The organism is Bradyrhizobium sp. S3.12.5, from assembly GCF_040548225.1.
Classification (GTDB): Bacteria; Pseudomonadota; Alphaproteobacteria; order Rhizobiales; family Xanthobacteraceae; genus Bradyrhizobium; species Bradyrhizobium cytisi.
This window is the reverse complement of record NZ_JBEPRF010000003.1, coordinates 231,212-248,285: the sequence shown is the minus strand read 5'-3', so window position 1 is coordinate 248,285 and position 17,074 is coordinate 231,212. Positions and strand designations below refer to the sequence as shown.

Annotated in this window: 16 protein-coding genes; 5 read left to right on the top strand and 11 right to left on the bottom strand. The window is 64.4% G+C overall.

Annotated features, from left to right (window positions below; all coding sequences use genetic code 11):
* Nucleotides 1-334 precede the first annotated feature (334 nt).
* The gene (locus ABIC09_RS05250; RefSeq protein WP_354108608.1) at nucleotides 335-1,645 is read left to right on the top strand and encodes an ABC transporter substrate-binding protein; all 1,311 of its coding nucleotides are present in this window, start codon (nucleotides 335-337) and stop codon (nucleotides 1,643-1,645) included.
* Nucleotides 1,646-1,907: 262 nt separating this feature from the next.
* On the opposite strand, the gene ABIC09_RS05245 is transcribed toward ABIC09_RS05250, so the two are convergent.
* From ABIC09_RS05245 to ABIC09_RS05205, 9 genes are all read right to left on the bottom strand, one after another.
* On the bottom strand, nucleotides 1,908-3,077 hold the full coding sequence (locus tag ABIC09_RS05245; protein WP_354108607.1) for a Gfo/Idh/MocA family protein: 1,170 nt from the start codon (nucleotides 3,075-3,077) through the stop codon (nucleotides 1,908-1,910).
* A 49-nt stretch (nucleotides 3,078-3,126) separates the two neighbouring features.
* On the bottom strand, nucleotides 3,127-3,441 hold the full coding sequence (locus ABIC09_RS05240; protein WP_148753077.1) for a septal ring lytic transglycosylase RlpA family protein: 315 nt from the start codon (nucleotides 3,439-3,441) through the stop codon (nucleotides 3,127-3,129).
* Nucleotides 3,442-3,542: 101 nt separating this feature from the next.
* The gene (locus ABIC09_RS05235) at nucleotides 3,543-4,388 is read right to left on the bottom strand and encodes a CmcJ/NvfI family oxidoreductase (protein WP_148753078.1); all 846 of its coding nucleotides are present in this window, start codon (nucleotides 4,386-4,388) and stop codon (nucleotides 3,543-3,545) included.
* A 306-nt stretch (nucleotides 4,389-4,694) separates the two neighbouring features.
* Complete coding sequence (locus tag ABIC09_RS05230) at nucleotides 4,695-5,633, bottom strand: ABC transporter substrate-binding protein (RefSeq protein ID WP_354108606.1); 939 nt, start codon at nucleotides 5,631-5,633, stop codon at nucleotides 4,695-4,697.
* Entirely contained in the window at nucleotides 5,630-6,724 is a 1,095-nt protein-coding gene (locus tag ABIC09_RS05225) for an LLM class flavin-dependent oxidoreductase (RefSeq protein ID WP_354108605.1), read from the bottom strand. The genes ABIC09_RS05230 and ABIC09_RS05225 overlap by 4 nt, the downstream gene beginning before the upstream one ends.
* 37 nt (nucleotides 6,725-6,761) lie before the next feature.
* Complete coding sequence (locus tag ABIC09_RS05220; RefSeq protein WP_354108604.1) at nucleotides 6,762-7,934, bottom strand: acyl-CoA dehydrogenase family protein; 1,173 nt, start codon at nucleotides 7,932-7,934, stop codon at nucleotides 6,762-6,764.
* Entirely contained in the window at nucleotides 7,928-8,725 is a 798-nt protein-coding gene (locus ABIC09_RS05215) for an ABC transporter ATP-binding protein (RefSeq protein WP_354034104.1), read from the bottom strand. Before ABIC09_RS05215 ends, ABIC09_RS05220 begins: the two co-directional genes overlap by 7 nt.
* A complete protein-coding gene (locus tag ABIC09_RS05210) occupies nucleotides 8,719-9,741 on the bottom strand; it encodes an ABC transporter permease (protein ID WP_354108603.1) in 1,023 nt (340 codons plus the stop codon). Before ABIC09_RS05210 ends, ABIC09_RS05215 begins: the two co-directional genes overlap by 7 nt.
* Nucleotides 9,719-10,819, bottom strand: coding sequence for an ABC transporter substrate-binding protein (locus tag ABIC09_RS05205; protein ID WP_354108602.1), 1,101 nt, complete (start codon nucleotides 10,817-10,819; stop codon nucleotides 9,719-9,721). Before ABIC09_RS05205 ends, ABIC09_RS05210 begins: the two co-directional genes overlap by 23 nt.
* A gap of 491 nt (nucleotides 10,820-11,310) precedes the next feature.
* On the opposite strand from ABIC09_RS05205, the gene ABIC09_RS05200 reads away from it, so the two are divergent.
* Nucleotides 11,311-12,291: an ABC transporter substrate-binding protein gene (locus ABIC09_RS05200; protein WP_354108601.1), complete on the top strand. Its 981-nt coding sequence runs from the start codon at nucleotides 11,311-11,313 to the stop codon at nucleotides 12,289-12,291.
* A gap of 177 nt (nucleotides 12,292-12,468) precedes the next feature.
* Here the strand turns inward: ABIC09_RS05200 and ABIC09_RS05195 are convergent, their stop codons facing one another.
* Entirely contained in the window at nucleotides 12,469-12,873 is a 405-nt protein-coding gene (locus tag ABIC09_RS05195; protein WP_354108600.1) for a hypothetical protein, read from the bottom strand.
* 333 nt (nucleotides 12,874-13,206) lie between these two features.
* Between ABIC09_RS05195 and glgC the strand changes: the two genes are divergently transcribed.
* Together glgC and glgA are read left to right on the top strand one after the other, a co-directional pair.
* The gene (gene glgC / locus ABIC09_RS05190) at nucleotides 13,207-14,469 is read left to right on the top strand and encodes a glucose-1-phosphate adenylyltransferase (protein WP_354108599.1); all 1,263 of its coding nucleotides are present in this window, start codon (nucleotides 13,207-13,209) and stop codon (nucleotides 14,467-14,469) included.
* Nucleotides 14,466-15,902 (top strand): glycogen synthase GlgA, encoded by a 1,437-nt coding sequence (gene glgA / locus ABIC09_RS05185; protein ID WP_354108598.1) that lies wholly within the window; start codon nucleotides 14,466-14,468, stop codon nucleotides 15,900-15,902. The genes glgC and glgA overlap by 4 nt, the downstream gene beginning before the upstream one ends.
* A 35-nt stretch (nucleotides 15,903-15,937) precedes the next feature.
* Here glgA and ABIC09_RS05180 read toward each other — a convergent pair whose 3' ends face one another.
* Nucleotides 15,938-16,732 carry a DODA-type extradiol aromatic ring-opening family dioxygenase gene (locus tag ABIC09_RS05180; RefSeq protein ID WP_354108597.1) on the bottom strand — a complete coding sequence of 265 codons (795 nt, stop codon included), beginning with the start codon at nucleotides 16,730-16,732 and terminating at the stop codon, nucleotides 15,938-15,940.
* Nucleotides 16,733-16,891: 159 nt separating this feature from the next.
* Here ABIC09_RS05180 and ABIC09_RS05175 point away from each other — a divergent pair, with 159 nt between their 5' ends.
* A complete protein-coding gene (locus ABIC09_RS05175) occupies nucleotides 16,892-17,071 on the top strand; it encodes a hypothetical protein (RefSeq protein ID WP_354034117.1) in 180 nt (59 codons plus the stop codon).
* Nucleotides 17,072-17,074: the final 3 nt, after the last annotated feature.

The following is a 17,074-nucleotide window of genomic DNA, read 5'->3' as shown; positions in this document are numbered from 1 at the left end:
AGCCTGGCCTGCGGCGAGCGCGCGGGAGCGAGACCATCACGATTGCGGGAGACGACGTCGCGTCGGGCCGAAGCTGAAAGCACACGCGCGACAAGCGGATGTTCGCGTCCGCGCATGATGCAGGCAACGGAACGATCCGTGGTGAGGGACAGCGGAGCGGTCTCTTCCTGAGCGCTCCACAAAAAGAATGATACTCAGGGAAAAATGCCGATCTGATCCACGCACGGCCGCGATCTGCCTGGTGCGGTGCATGTTGACTTTCACGAGCGCCCTCCAAATACTCGCCAAAAAACATAAAACCAGTCGCAAACGACGGTTCGGAGGGAGGGATAGGATGCCGACTTCACGCAGGCAGCTGCTGAAGGGTACGGCGGCTGCCGCCGCCACGCTCAGCCTCGATTGGACCCGGGCCCAGGCGCAAGCCGAGATTTTGCGCATCGGCCTGATCTACGATCTTACCGGACCATTTGCCGCCGGCGGCTCGGTCGCCTCCTCGGTCGGCGCCCAGATCGCCATCGATCTCGTCAACGAGAAGGGCGGCATCGGCGGCAAGACCAAGATCGTGCCGGTTGCGGCCGACTCCCAGAGCAAGGCTGATGTCGCCATCAACGAAGCCGAACGGCTGATCAGCCAGGAGAAGATCGACATCATCAACGGCGTCTATTCCAGCGCGCATGCGGTGCCAATGGCCGCGAAGGTCGAGCAGCAGAAGAAAATCCTCTGGATCACAACCGCGGTCTCGACGGCCGTGTTCAAGGACAAGAACCTGCAATATGTGTTTCGCGCGCAAATCCACTCGGACCAGTACGGCCAGGCCTTTGCCGGCTTCATGAGCGAGCACGCCAAGGCGAGGCTCGGCATGGAGCCGAAGGACGTCCGGATCGCACTGATCCACGAGGATGGCCCTTACGGCGTCGGAGTCGCCGCCGCGGACGAGGCCTATGCCAGGGAGGCCGGGCTCCAGATCGTGTTGAAGGAAGGCTATTCGGCCGCGGCGCCCGATCTCTCGGTGCTCGTGACCAAGATCAAGCGCGCCAAAGCCGACGTGATCTCGCATGCCGGCTACAACCCTGACATCACCCTGTTCCTGCGCCAGGCGCGCGAGAGCGGCCTGCGCTTCAAGATGCTGTTCGGCGCCGGCGCCGGCTACAGCCAGCTCGACAAGCTGCGCGCGACCTTCGGCGCCGACATCGACAATTTCTGCAACATCGATCCAGTGCCGGCACAACTGCTCGATCCGTCGAAGCTCGCGCCTGGCATAGGCGATCTCATCAAGACCATGGTTACGCGCTACCAGGCCAAGACCGGCGCGACCGACGTGCCGCCGCACTGCTCGATGGGTTGCAACCAGACCTGGGTGCTGCTCAACAACGTGCTGCCGGTGGCGAAAGAGAAGTACGGCAGCTTCGAGCCCGAAGCGATCCGCAAGGCCGCGCTCGACGTCGACATCCCCGCCGGCGGCACTATCCAGGGATACGGCGTAAAATTCTTCCCGCCGGGCACGCCGCTCTCCGGCCAGAACGAACGCTCGACGCCGGTGGTGATGCAGAACGCGGGCGAGCACATCTCGGTGGTGTGGCCGACCAACATCCGCACCCAGGATCCGGTGTTTCCGCTGCCGAAGGGCTCGACTTACGGGACGTAGCAATGAATGTGCTGAAACAGCTCGCGGCACCTCGGCGCCGTCTTCCCCTCTCCCCTTGTGGGAGAGGGTGGCTCGCCGCGATAGCGGCGAGACGGGTGAGGGGTCTCTCTCCGCACGTGAATCTCTCACGCTCGAATTCGCGGAGACAACCCCTCATCCGGCGCTTCGTGTCCAGCGGATGGATTGGTACATTCGCGCCACCTTCTCCCACAAGGGGAGAAGGATCGCAGTGTACATTGCAGCTAGTTCAGCGAACCAATCGCTACAACACCACGCGCCGTCCCTCTTCCGCCGCCCAATAGCCGGCATAGTTCACCTTGATCGTCTCGTACGCCAGCGCGAGGTCCGACAGCGGCTGGCGTCCCGTGGCGGCGCATTCCATGAAATCCTGAATCTCCTGGAGATAGCCGCGCGTCCATTCCTCCTCAAGGCAGACATATTGCCAGCCGGTTTTGCGGTCGACCTTCTCGGTGATGTAGACAGAGGCGAGCTTCTCCTCGCTGGTCTGGTAACTCATCAGATGCGTGTTGGGGGTGATGTTGGCGAACAACGAGCCGCCGCTGGTGTAGGTCTCGATCAGATTGCGCACGCCGCCCATGATCATGTCGCCGGAGAACACCGTGGCCTTGGTTCCGTCGGAGAAGGTCGCCGTCAGCGTGCCCCAATCCTCGACATCGACCGGATTGGCCTTGATGTAGGTCCGCTCCTCCGGCTTGAGACCAGCCGTGACGTTGCCGACATCGCCGGTGACGCTTGCAACCTTGATGGTCTCTCCACGCGCCTTCGCTTCGACCTGCTTGAGATAGAGCACGGCCGAGAGCGGATGGCAGCCCATCCGGATCAGCGAGCCGCCGCCGGTCATCGCCCATTGCGCGGCATGCGCCGCGTGCGAGCCGGAATGGCTCTCCTCGCCCTTCATGAACAGGATCTTGTCCTTTGTCGCCTTGAGGATCTCGGCGGTCTTGGTCACGGCTGGCGCGTAGATCCAGTCCTCGGCATACATGAAGAGTTTGCCGGTGCGCTCGATCGCGGCGCGGGTGGCGTTCATCTCCTCCAGCACGCGTTCATACATCAGCGCCTTCGGCACGTGCTTGCCGATCGGCTGCTTGTCACCCTTACGGCCGAAATAGCCGGCAAACGGCTTTTCGCAGATGACGTGCTTGCCGGCTTGCATGCTGGAGACGATCATCCCGGCATGAAGATTGGGTGGCGTGCAGATATCGATGACATCGAGCGCGCGGTCTGCGATCAATTCCGCAAAACTGCGATAGACCCGCGGGATGTCATGACGGGCAGCAAATTCGACGACGTGATCGCCGCGCGCAGCGACCGCCGCAACCTCGACGTCGACGCCGTAGACGCGCCGGAACGCATGCATATGCAGCTCCGACACGAAGCCGCAGCCGACGAGTCCGACCTTGATCCTTGCCATAGCGCTCCCCGCCCCTTGCTTTGGGCGGCACTATAGCGCGCTTGCAAGCCTATTCCACCGAGACCCGCACCACGCCTGCGCTCATCATGCCGAGCGCGCGGGCGGCGGGCACCGAGAGATCGACGATGCGGCCGCGGATGAAGGGACCGCGATCATTGACGCGGCATTGAATCGTCCGCCCGCTGTAGGACACCCTGAGCACGCTGCCGAACGGACGCGTCCGGTGCGCGCAGGTCAGCTCGCCATTCCTCGCGGCCTTCCCGTATCCGTAATATGAGGCAAGTCCGCTTTCGGCGTGGGCGATGGAAAATGCAGAAAGCGAGAAAGTGGTCAGACAATACAATAGTGTCGGCTGCGCTCGCACGGCACCGCTCCCGATTGGCCCTGGCCCGCGCGGCAACGCCGCCCGGTTCCACTTGGTTCCGGGAACTGCCGGGCGATGCCCGGCAGTGCCATCACACATTGTTACTGTTTGTGAAAGACCAGCGTGCGCACCTCGATGCTCTCGCGGGGCGCAGCATCGGCCGGCGTGGTCGGATCGACGAAGGCGGTGTGCGGAGCGAAACGGGTGCGGCCGTCGGTTGCTGAATCATAGCATTTGAGCAGCAGCGCCTCATCCGCCGTCATCTCCGGAAAATAGAACCAGCGATGGTTCGGATTGTATTTTACCGAATAGGTTTCGCCGCGACGATTGGGATAGATCAGGTCTGAGGCGACGAGATCGTCGGGAGAAACCGTGGTGCCATCGACCATCGCGAGCGGTGAATCGCGCAAGGGACCGCGGATCGGCCGCCAGAGATTGATCACCTGGACGCGGCCCTTGAGCAGCTCCTCGGCTTCGTCGGGCAGATGCTCGCGTACACGGTTGGCGCCGGAGACGGCGGTCTGGTCGACATGGACGCGCGTCGCGGGCTGGCGTGGGCCACCGTCGCGAATATCCGGAGCACCCTCGACGCGCTTGCGCACGGTGTGGTCGAATATGAAAACGCGATCGGCCTTCAGTGTCGCGCGCAGGAAGGCCTCGACGGCGGGGTAGTAGACGGTGCGGATTTCCTCGTCGTTGTAAAAGTCCTTCACCTGGTTGGGATGGCGTACCAGCGCAAAACCTTCTCGATCGAGCGAGACATTGTCCGCAATCAGCCGCGCATCGAAAATCGGGACCTGATGCGGCTCCGGCAGCGAGGTGCTCTTCGGCTCGCCCGGCGGCGGATCGAAGGCATAAGTGCGCGGCTTGCCGGATACCGGCGCGAGGTAGTTGAGTTCAGCTGTGACGAAGGGAAGCGATTCGATTTTTGTTTCTTGCAGGCCCATGGCCGGTCTCCCGATGTGGTCGTCTGAGTGATTTTTGACGGAGTGGGGCGCGGCGCAAGGGAGGTGGTGCAAATAGAAATGTCGATGTTGCTGCGTCTGTGAAATGCAGAACGAACATTTCGAGGAAGGCTCTGCGTGCGTTGTTGCTTCCCTTCTCCCCTTTTGGGAGAAGGTGGAGCGCCGGATGAGGGGTATGCATCCGCGAGTTCAAGATGTCAGAAACGTGATTGCGGACAGAACCCCTCACCCGTCTCGCCGCTGCGCGGCGAGCCACCCTCTCCCACAAGGGGAGAGGGAAAGTGCTCGCTACAACCCCGCCTTCGCGATGGCATCCGCAAAAGATCGGTCGACGATCTCGGCAGCAACGAGCTTCTGCCTGATCAGGCCCCAGCGGAAGTAGAGATCAATCGTGCTCTGCTCGTCCGCGACCACGCCGTCGTCGATCGGCGCGATGCGGATCTTTGCGCGCGAGAGCCAGTTCTGCGGGACCGCGGTCGGGATGTTCATCAGCTTGCCCCAGGTCTCGGCATAACCGTTGGCATTGGTCAGCGACCACGCCCGCGCTACGGTGAGGCGGCGGATGAAGTCGGTCAGCTCTGCGCGCTTGTCGCGGATCGCGTCGGGCCGCGCCACCTGGAAGCTCAGGCCCGGCGTCAGGCCTTCCGCCGTGATGACGCGGCGTGACTTGAACAGCACCTCCTCCTGGCTGACGTAAGGCTCCCAGGTCGACCACGCATCGACGGAGCCTTGCGTGTAGGCGATCTTGGCGTCCGACGGCGCCAGGAACGCGATCTGCACGTCGCTCGCAGCCCAGCCGTTCTTCTCGAGCGCGGCCAAAATCAGCTGATGCCCGATCGAGCCGCGGCCGGTTGCTATCTTCTTGCCGCGGAGATCGGCGAAGCTCTTGATCGGCGAATTTTCGGGCACGAGAATCGCGAGCCCTTCGCGCGTCTGCCGGATCGCGGCGATCGCCTTCACGGGCGCGCCGGAGGCGGCGGCGAAGGTGAAGGGAGCATCGCCCACGAGCCCGGTCTCGATCGCACCGGCGCTGAGCGCTTCCAGCAGCGGCGCGGCCGCCGGAAATTCCTTCCACTCGATCTTGTAGGGCACATCCTTCAATACGCCTGCCGCTTCCATCACGGCCTGCGAATTGCCCTTCTGGTCGCCAACGCGCAGCGTGGTCTGCGCAGCTGCGAGATCGGCACCCGCAAATGCGAGCGCTGCAGCAATGATGAACCGGATCATTCCGCCGCGATCCCCCGCTGCTGGTCGCGTTCGGCGATCAGCTTGCGCGTCAGCGGGATCAGCTCGCGGCCATAGTCGATGGCATCGGGAAGCGGATCGAAGCCGCGGATCAGAAAGTGGCTGACGCCGAGATCGTAATAGTCGGCGAAGACCTCGGCGACCTGCTCGGGCGTGCCGACCAGCGCGGTGGTGTTGCTGTTGGCGCCGGTGAGTTTCGCGATCTCGGTCCACAGCCGCTTGTCGATGCGCGCGCCCTGATCGGCCGCCGCCAGCAGCCGCTTGGCGCCCTCGGTTGCGTGATTGGGCCGGCGATAGCCGGTCTGGTCCTGCAGCGCGGTGGCGCGCTCCAGAATCGACTCGGCCTTCTGCCAGGCCTTTTCCTCGCTATCGGCGAGGATCGGCCGCACCGAGAGGCTGAAGCGGGGGCTCGGCCGCCCGTGCTTCGCGGCTGCCGCACGCACGCGCGCGGTGACGTCGCGCACCTGCGCATAGGATTCACCCCACAGCGCAAAGGTGTCGGCATGCTTGCCCGAGACCTCGATCGCGGCATCGGAGCCGCCGCCGACGAAGGTGTAGATGCCGCCCTTCTGCAGCGGCTTCACCTGCGAAAAGCCGTTCTCGACGGTGTAGTACTTGCCGCTGTAGTTGAACGGCTTCTCGCTGGTCCATTCCAGCCGCACGACGTCGAGGAATTCGCTGGTGCGGGCATAGCGCTCGTCCTTGTCGTCGAGCGTGTTGCCGTCCTGCCTGAGCTCGATCGCGTTGCCGCCGGTGATGACGTGCAGCGAGACGCGGCCGCCATAGAGCTGATCGAGCGTGGCAAGCTGGCGCGCCAGCAGCGTCGGCGCGGTGAAGCCCGGGCGCTGCGCGATCATCACCTTGAGATTCTTGGTGATGGTCAGCACGTGCTGGGCGATCTGGAGCGCGTCAGGCGTGGTCGAATGAAACGCGAGCAGCGCGCGGTCGAAACCGGCAAGCTCATGCGCCTTCGCCACCGTCTCGATATAATGCGGATCGAGCACCGGCCCCTGGCGCACGATGGTCTCGGAAGCGTTGCTGTTTGCGACAAAGCCGATGAACTCGACCGACATCAGGGAACTCCATATGTTGATTGAACAGGTTGATTGGTCAGATGCCGAGCGCGATGCGCCCGGCGGAGCTTTTCGTGCTGTCGTCCTGTGGCGTGTGGACGCGGCCGCAGAGCACGTCACGGTAATGCCGCTCCAGCGGATTTTTGCGCGACAGGCCATGATTGCTGGTCAGCGACAAGGCGTCCTCCACTGCGGCCACGGCATTATTGGTCACCGTCAGCTTGATGATGTTGGACTCGACCGCGCTGACCTGCAAGCCGTCGTCGAAATCGGAGGCGAAACTCCCGATCAAACGTGCGTTGACCGCAAGCCGCGCCTCGATGCCGCCGAGGATCTCCTGGGCGCGCGGCAAGGTCGCCAGCGCTGCGCCGAGACTGGCCGGCGCCCGCGTCTTCAGGAAGGTCACCAGCCAGTCGCGCGCCGCACGCGCAATGCCGTCATAGATCGCGGCAACGAAGATGGTGTGGACGGTCGCCTGCGCAACGTCCGGCGCGCGCCAGTCTGCGGGCTTGCGGACATCGACCTCGGCATCGAGCGGGATCACGACGTCGTCGAAGATGACGTCATGGCTGCCGCTGGCGCGCAGCCCATGGTGATCCCAGGTCTCGACGATACGGGTGCCCGGTAGCCCCGCCGGCACCAGGAACTGACCGACACGCGGCTCGGCCTCGTCGGTGCGAGCCCAGACCAGGTACCATTTCAGGATCGGCGAGCCGGTCGAATAGATCTTGTGGCCGGTGAGGCGCCAGCCGGTCTCGGTGCGCCGCGCGATCGTCGCCGGCAAGCCGCCGCGCGCGGGTGAGCCAAGCTCGGGCTCGACGCGGAGCGCATTGACGAGCGCGATTCCTTCGACGGTTTCCTGTGCGAGCTTGCGCGACAGCCGTATCGGCCAGAACGGGCTTCGCGCCATCACCAGATGATTGATGTAATGCATCGACAGCACCAGCGCCGTCGACGAGCAGGCTTTGCCGACGATACCGAGCACGCGCGCGGCATATCGCGCGCCCGCGCCGGCACCGCCGAACGCCGCAGGCACGGTCAGCGACAGCAGGCCTGCTTCCGAGAGCTCGCGAAAGTTCTCGAACGGAAAACTGCCGGTGCGGTCATGCTCGGCCGCACGCGCAGCAAAGCCTTCGGCCAGGGCCTCAGCACGCGCGATGTAGTCGGGTTCGCTATGGGCTGTGCGCCCTTTGGCTGCGGACGTCACCATGTGGCATCCAATCCCAGGAGGCCAAGAATCTGGCGGCGCAGATCGGCCAGATACGGGTCGCCGCGATGACGCGGATAGGGCCGGTCGACGCGGATGTCGGCCTTCACGCGCGCGGGACGCTCGCTGAAGACGATGACGCGGTTGGCGAGCACCAGCGCCTCCTCGGCATCATGCGTGACAAGGAGCGTGGTAAAACCCTTGCGCTGCCACAGCGACACCAGCTCGGCCTGCATGGTGATGCGGGTCAGCGAGTCCAATTTTCCCAGCGGCTCGTCCAGGATCAGGATTTTGGGATCGTTGACCAGCGCACGCGCCAGCGCGACGCGCTGCGCCATGCCGCCGGAGAGCTGATGCGGATAGGCGGTGCGGAAGTCCGATAGCCCGACGAGATCGAGCGCGGCATCGACGCGGTGGCGCTGGCTCTTCAAAATGCCCTGGGCTTCCAGCCCCAGCGCCACATTGTCCCAGACCGTGCGCCAGGGAAACAGCGTCGGGTCCTGGAACACAACGACGCGTGACGGATGCGGACTTCTGATGCGGACCTCGTCCTCGCGCAGCGTTCCCGCTTTGGGTTTGTCCAGGCCGGCGACAAGCCGCAGCAAGGTCGACTTGCCGCAGCCGGACGGCCCGAGCAGCGCGACGAACTCGCCGGGCTCGACGGCGATGCTGACCTCGCTGAGCACGGGGAGCTCGGCGCCGTCGATGTCGAAGGCGTGGCTGACCTGCTCGATGTCGAGGGCGGCGCCTGCGGCCGCATGCGCGATCGCTTCGGCGAAAGCAGCTTCTACCATTTCACGGTCCCCTTCTGCCAGACCAGCAGGCGGTCGCGGATCGCAAACAGCAGCGTGATCGCGCCGGAGCAGAGCAGCGACATCACGATCAGCGCCGCATACATGTTGGCGTAGGCCGCCCAGCCCTGCGCCCATTGCAGGTACCAGCCGAGCCCGGCCTTGACGCCGATCATCTCGGCAACGACCAGCACGGCAAAGGACGCGCCGAGCCCCATGAACAGACCGACGAAGACATGCGGCAGCGCCGCGGGGATCGCGACCTTCAGCACCAGGAAGGACGGTTTTGCGCCGAGCGTGCGCGCGACGTCGTAATAGGCCGTGCTGACGCTCGCGACGCCCGACCAGGTCAGCACCGTGACGGGGAATCCGCTGGCCAGCGCGATCAGGAAGGTCGAAGCACTCCAGCTCGACGGAAAGGTGAAGAAGGCAATCGGCAGCCAGGCGGTCGCCGGCAGCGGGCCGATGAAGCGCAGCACCGGATGCACCCAATAGCCGACAGCACGCGACCAGCCGATCGAGACGCCGGTCAAAAAGCCGATTGTGGCGCCGATGAGATAACCGCCGAGCTGAAGCTTGACCGAGGCGAACACGCTGTCGAGCAGCTTTGGCAGATCGTCGGTATAGACCTCGATGATGGATTGCGGCGGCGGAAAGAACGGCAGCGGCAGCCACGCCAATTTGGCGGTCGCGACCTCCCACAAGGTCAGGAAAGCTCCGAGCGCGATAAGCCACGGCGCGCGCTGGCGCAGGGCCCGGCCGGCCGGGCCGAGATAGTCCGCGCCGACGGTCCCGAACAGGGCGATGGCGGCGATGACGAAGGCGGCGATGCCGAGCGAATGCGTACGCGACCAGTCGCCGACGTCCTTCCACCACAGGCAGGAGAGACCGAAGGCGATCCAGGCGGCGCTGGCGGCCACGCCCGCACCGGATTCCTGGACCCAGGTCGCAAGCCACGGCGCGTGCGAGGTGCGCGGCGCGCCGGACGCGAGCCCGTCAGACAGAGAATACGTCGACATAGATGCGCTCCGCAAATTTGGTCGTGTCGGTGCTCTGCTTGAAGACCTGCACGCTCTTGAGATCGTCGGCATAAGCCTTGAGCTCGCGCTTCAGCACCTCCCCCGTGGGGTGATGATGATGCGTGTGGTAGCGCACCATGCCCTCGATATCGGCGAGCGTTGCCGCCTTCGGTGCGTAGGGCTGGAACGACTTGACCGCCAGCGACGGGTTCTGCGAGGTGAACATCGCGGCGTCGAGCAGCGCCTGGGTGATGGCGCGGGCGACCTGCGGCTCCTCGCGCACCAGGCTGCCGCGCAGGCCCACGATGCAGCAGCTCTTGTCGCGATAGTCGCCGTCGAGATTGGAGGCGACCTCCTTGTACTGGGTGTCCTTCAGCCAGAGATAGGCCAGCGGATCGCCTGACAGGAAGGCCTGCACCTCGCCCTTCTCGACCGCGACGTTGAGGAGGTTGCCGGGATAGGCACGCCAGTCGACGTCCTTGTTCGGATCGATGCCGAGTTTTGCAAGCTGGATCGAGAAGAAATTCTTGTCGGGCCCGGCGAGATCGCCGACGGCGACGCTTCTGCCCTTGAGATCGGCAAGCTTGGTCACGCCGGAATCGGCGCGGCTCAGCACGCGCATGCAGCCGCCATGGGTGCCGGCGGCGATCTTGACGTCAAAGCCCTGCTCCAGCGGCTTCAGCCAGCGCAGCGCCATGCCGAGACCGGCGTCGCTCTTTCCGGTGGCGATCGCCTCGAGCAGCTGATCGGTCGAGCCGGAATAGTTGACGAGCTCGACGTCGAGATTCTGCTTCTGGAAGAAGCCGTGCTCGATCGCGACCGGCAGCGGCGCGAGGCAGACCGCGCCGGCATTCCACGACAGTTTCAGCTTGCGCGGCGCGCCTGACAGCACCGGGCCATCCGACGCCGTCCGGCACAGCGGGAACTCCGAGAAGTCGACGCCGGATCCGATCGCCTGCGGCGCAAAGGCCTGCGCGCCTAGCGCACCGAGCGGCGCGGCGAAGGCCGCCGCAAGCCCCGCCTGGAGCAAGTGGCGCCGGTCGAGCCCCGATCCACCGCGCTTGTTGTCGTTGTTCATCGGCCTCTGGCTCCTGCGCTGGCATGGCTCCGCCGCATGTACAACGGTTCGCGTTGCGCACATTCCCTGCGGAGCTGCGTTGAGAGAAAATCTTCCCGTCGGCGCTTCGCGCGCCGCGTTGATGCGATGCGCAAATCATGCGGCGCGTTCCTCGCACCGTCAATGAAATGGAATTTCGAATGTTGCGCGAAGCGAAGACATTCTCTCCACCGGCGCGCGCGAGAACGATGAAACGATTTTCGCCGAAGCACCGGCCCGCGCTTCGTATCACGACTCCGTCACCCGCATCATTTGCGCGCGATTTCGTGCGCGTGCACGGCGTGTTCTCGAAAGCGGTCATTCGCTGAAACGTCCTTGCCCGGCGCGCGCGCAATACGGTTGGCCATTTCATTGACTGCGCATCGCGCGCTCATAGACTTGATCGTCCAGCTGCATCGTTCGCTCGCGCGTCGTGAGCAGGGCAAAAAAGACAGATCAACAAGACAGGCCACATGAGCATCAATTCCCACGATCGTTCCATCACGCGCCGGTTGGCATTCTCGCTGTTTGCTGCCGCCGTCACCTTGTCGACGGCGGCGGCGTCGTTCGCGGCCGACACGGCCGTGCTCCGCGTCGGCGACCAGAAGGGCGGCAACCGCTCGCTGCTGGAGATTTCAGGCTTTGCGAAAGACCTGCCCTACAAGATCGAATGGTCGGAATTCCCGGCGGCCGCGCCGATACTGGAAGCGCTCAACGCCGGCGCGCTCGACGTCGGCTACACCGGCGATCTCTCCTTCCTGACGGTCTACGCCGCCGGTGCGCCGATCAAGGCGATCGGCGGCACCAGGTCGGACGCGAAAACGCAAGCGATCCTGGTGCGCCAGGATTCGCCGATCAAATCGGCCGCCGACCTCAAAGGAAAACGCCTCGCCGGCACGCGCGGCGGCTGGGGACAGTTCCTGATCGACGCGACGCTGGAGAAAGCACAGATCAGGATCGAGGATGCGACCTTCGCGCCGCTCGGCCCCGTCGATGCCAAGGTCGCGCTGGTGGCCGGCTCGATCGACGCATGGGCGGTGCGGGAGCCCTATGTCTCGTTCGCAACGCTAAAGGACAAGGCGCGCGTGATAGCCGACGGCGAAGGCCTGACGCCGACCATCACCTTCATCGTCGCCTCCGACAGCGCCATCGCCACCAAGCGCGCGGCGGTGCAGGACCTCGTGCAGCGGCTGAACAAGGCGCGGCTCTGGTCGCTGGATCACCTCGACGAATATGCCAGGAGCACGGCCGAGCTGACCAAGCTGCCCGAGGACGTGCTGCTGTCGGCCTACGCTGCGCAGCGCACCAGCCCGATTCCGATCGACGAAAACGTCGTGAAGGAGGTGCAGGAAGCATCCAACCGTTCGACGCGCTACGGCATCCTGCCGAAGACGCTCGACGTCAGCAAAGCCGTCGACCGCAGCTTCACCGCCGCGGCCGCAGGATCGAACTAGCGCGGAGGCGGCGAGATGCGCAGGCTGCGTCTCAAAGCCGGCCCGCTGCATCTCGCCGCAATCGTGCTCGCCCATCTCGCCTGCATGAGCTTGATCGTGTGGCTGTCGCTCTAGGAGCATGATCCGGAAGAGTGTGAGGCGGTTTTCCGAAAGATCATATGCTCAAGCAAAAAGCTCTTACCAGTACCCGCCGTAATACGGGCGCGGACGGTAGTAGCCGTAATACGGACGGTAGGGCCGATAGTATCGCGGATAGGCCGGCCCGTAGCCGTAACCGTAATAGGCCGGCGCATAGCCGTAGTCCGGTCCCGGATATCCATAGCCATAGTACGGCCCACCGCCGTAATAGCCGTAGGGACCGCCGCTGGCGATGGCGCCGCCGATGATCGCGCCGGCAGCGAGGCCGCCGAGCCCCCATCCAAAGCCGCGGCCACGCCAGTAGACCGGCGTGACGTCATCGCCGGCCGCGGCCTTCATGGTCGCGACATTGGTCGGCAGCGGGGCCGCTGTCGCCTGCCCCAAATGGCCAGCCACGACCGCAGCCGTGAGCGAACAGGCAATTGCCGTTTTCCAGATCGTCATCGTCTCACCTCCTGACTGACGTTTCGGTTTGGAAAGTGATCCGGGCGCCATGATTCAGGCATCCCAGCGTTAAGTCAAAGCCTCGAGCTTGCGTGCAGCGCACAAGATGCCGGACCTGCCTGAAATGTGATCATCCGCGATGCCGAGATGACACCGGGACGACGGCGCGGGAGAGTTGAGATCGGCGGCAAAGCGTTAAGCTTTCCATGTGTTCGCAACCAACAAGCACCTTCCCGATTTACTATTCGTACCGTTACTATCGGTTCCAATGGTGCGCGGCCGGAAGGCACTTCGCGAGAGCCCGAGCTTGCGCCGGACGAGTGGGAGGATGACATGAGTGCCGCCGGAAATGAGCCGCTTGCCCGCCAGGCTTTGGCGTTTGTCCTGGCCGGTGGTCGCGGCAGCCGGCTGCTGGAATTGACCGACCGGCGCGCCAAGCCCGCGGTCTATTTCGGCGGCAAATCCCGCATCATCGATTTCGCGCTGTCGAACGCGGTCAACTCCGGCATCCGCCGCATCGCGGTCGCCACCCAGTACAAGGCGCACAGCCTGATCCGGCATCTTCAGATGGGCTGGAACTTCTTCCGTCCCGAGCGCAACGAGAGTTTTGACATCCTGCCTGCGAGCCAGCGCGTCTCGGAGAGCATGTGGTATGTCGGCACGGCGGACGCGATCTACCAGAACATCGACATCATCGAGTCGCACAACGCTCGCTTCATCGTGGTGCTCGCCGGCGATCATATCTATAAGATGGATTACGAGGTGATGCTGCGGCAGCATGTCGACAGCGGCGCCGACGTCACGGTCGGCTGCCTCGAAATGCCCCGCGCGGAATCAAGCGGCTTCGGCATCATGCATATCGACGAGAACGGCTGGATCCAGCAGTTCCTCGAGAAGCCCAAGGATCCGCCGCCGATGCCGGGCAAGCCGGATGTCTCGCTCGCCAGCATGGGCATCTACGTGTTCGACTCGAAATTCCTGTTCGACCAGCTCAAGCGCGACGCCGAGGATCCCAACTCGAACCACGATTTCGGCAAGGACATCATCCCCTACATCGTCAAGAACGGCCGCGCCATCGCGCATCAGTTCTCGACCTCCTGCGTGCGCACCGGCACCGAACCGCGCTCCTACTGGCGCGATGTCGGAACGGTTGATGCATACTGGGCCGCCAATATCGACCTCACCGACGTGGTGCCGGAGCTCGATCTGTTCGACCGCGCCTGGCCGATCTGGTCCTATTCGGAGATCACGCCGCCCGCGAAATTCGTCCACGACGAGGAGAGTCGGCGCGGTTACGCCGTCAGCTCGCTTGTCTCGGGCGGCTGCATCATCTCCGGCGCCTCGCTGCGCCGCTCGCTGCTGTTCACCGGCGTGCGCATCAACTCCTATGCCAATGTCGAGAACGCCGTGATCATGCCTTACGTCCACGTCGGGCGCGGCGCGCGGCTGAAGAACGTCGTGATCGACCGCGGCATCGAGATTCCGGAAGGACTTGTCGTCGGCGAGGATCCCGAGCTCGACGCCAAGCGATTCCGGACCACCGAGCAGGGCATCACGCTGATCACCCAGACGATGATCGACAGGCTCAATACATGACGCCTGTTCGCGTCCTCGCGGTCGCTTCTGAAGTCTACCCCATCGTCAAGACCGGCGGCCTCGCGGATGTCGCCGGCGCGCTGCCGGTCGCGCTGAAGGGGCACGGCGTCGAGATGCGCACGCTGATGCCGGGCTACCCGGACGTGATGCGGCTGCTCGCGGGCGCGGATGAAATCCGGCGCTGGCCGGATTATTTCGGCGGGCCGGGCCGGTTGCTTGCCGGCTCGCACGACGGGCTCGACCTGTTCGTGCTCGATGTGCCGCATCTCTACGCGCGGCCGGGCAACCCCTACGTCACCGCCGAAGGCACCGACTGGCCGGACAACGGCATACGCTTCGCCGCGCTGTCGCGCATTGCAGCCGATATCGGCCACGGTCTCGTCGCAAGCTTCGTGCCCGATGTCGTGCATGCCCATGACTGGCAGGCCGGGCTGGCACCGGCCTATCTGCACTACGATGGCGGGGCGCGCCCCGGCACCGTCATGACCATTCACAACATGGCCTATCAAGGCAAGTTCGACCGCACGCTCGCGGGCGCGATCGGCTTGCCCCAGCATGCGTCGTTCGACGTCCACGGCCTCGAATATTTCGGCGGCATCAGCTTTTTGAAAGCCGGCCTGCAGCTGGCCGATCGCATCACCACGGTGTCGCCGACCTACGCGCATGAAATCCAGAGCGACGAAGGCGGCATGGGGCTCGGCGGCTTGCTGCGCGAGCGCGCCGGCGTGCTGAGCGGCATCCTTAACGGCATCGACACCGAAGTGTGGAATCCGCAAACCGATCCGCATATCGCCTATCGGTTCGGCGCCGAGGAGCTGTCGTTTCGTTCGGCCAACAAGGCGGCGCTGCAGCAGCGGCTCGGCCTCGATCCGCGGCCGGATGCGCTGCTGCTCGGCGTCATCAGCCGCCTGTCGTGGCAGAAGGGGCTCGATCTGCTGCTGGAGTCCATGCCCACCATCCTGGGCGATGGGATGCAATTGGCGCTGCTCGGCAGCGGCGATGCCGAACTGCAGGATCGCTACCAGGGAACCGCACGCGGACATCCGGGCCGGATTGCGGCCGTGATCGGCTATGACGAGGCGCTCGCGCATCTGATCCAGGCCGGCTCTGACGCCCTGATTGTGCCGTCGCGGTTCGAGCCGTGCGGGCTGACCCAGCTCTGCGCCCTGCGCTATGGTGCCGTGCCGATCGTGTCGCGTGTGGGCGGCCTCGCGGATACCGTGAACGAGACGACCGGCTTCACATTCGGGCCCGTGACATCGGCAAATCTCTCGGCAGCGCTGGGGCGCGCGAGCTTCACCTTCCATGACAAGTCCGCGTGGCGGCAATTGCAGCTCGCGGGCCTTGCGACCGACGTCTCCTGGCGCAACCGGGCGGGCGAGTACGCGACGCTCTATCGCAACCTGGTGGCATCCCGCGGGCGCAATGCGTAGGCCGGATTAGCGAAGCGTAATCCGCCCTGCGAAAATCATCCAAACACATACGACGCCATCGCGACGCTTGCGACCTCGTCGACGAAGACGCGCTTGCCGACGTCGCTGCCGGCGGCGCCTGCCGTCACCATCAGCGGCAGCAAATGATCCTCACGCGGATGGGCGAGACGTGCGCTCGGCGCGTTCTCCCAGTCGACCAGCATCGCGTTGCGGCGGGCCGCATCCGGGTTGCTGATCGCCTCGTTCAGATAGGCTTCGAAATCATACGAGACGGGCTTGGACTCCGCGCGGCCAAAACCGCGCATGTTGTGATAGGTGAGCCCGCTGCCGACGATCAGAATGCCCTCGTCGCGGAGCGAGGCGATCGCCTGCCCGACCCTGATGTGCTCGGCCGCGTCGTAGCTCGACTTCAGCGACAGCAGCACGATCGGCATGTCGGCGTTCGGATACATCAGGCCGAGCGGCACGAAAGTGCCGTGGTCAAACCCCTGATTGGGATCTTCCCGGCAATGGAGGCCGGCGTGCTTGAGCAGCGCGCTCACCTCCGCAGCGAGCTCGGGCTGGCCCGGCGCCGGATATGTGATGTGATAGGTATGCTCGGGGAAACCGTAATAGTCGTACACCATCGGCGGATGCGCCGACGTCGACACGGTGAAGGCGTCGGCCTCCCAATGGCCGGTGATGACGAGCACCGCCTTCGGCCGCTCGGGAAGAAGCTGCGGCAAACGGCCGAACTCAGCAGCCGTCTTGGCATATTGCACTCGCCTGTCTTCCATAAACGGCCAAGGGCCGCCGCCGTGCGACAAAAACAAGGTCGGTAATCGCGTCATGGATGTCGGCTCGCCTGTTTCACAACATGCGCGTGCGAACGGCCCGCGCGAACGGCGGCGAGCATAGGCAAACCGGTATGGTTAGCAAGCCGTTAACGATTTACCGCCCACAATCCAACCGTGGCCGAAGGAACGGTCAGAAGACAAGTGAGACGTGAGATGAGGAAGTTTGCGCTGGGGGACGTCGTCAACAGTGACAAGGGACGCCGCGGCATCGTTCGCGCCGCCTACCGGTCCAGGGAAGGCCAGCAGTTCTATGCCGTCGAGAAGGACGGCGCGATGGACTATCTGGAAGAAGACCGGCTGAGCCCGGCGCCGCGCGTCGAGCTCGCGGCCTAAGTC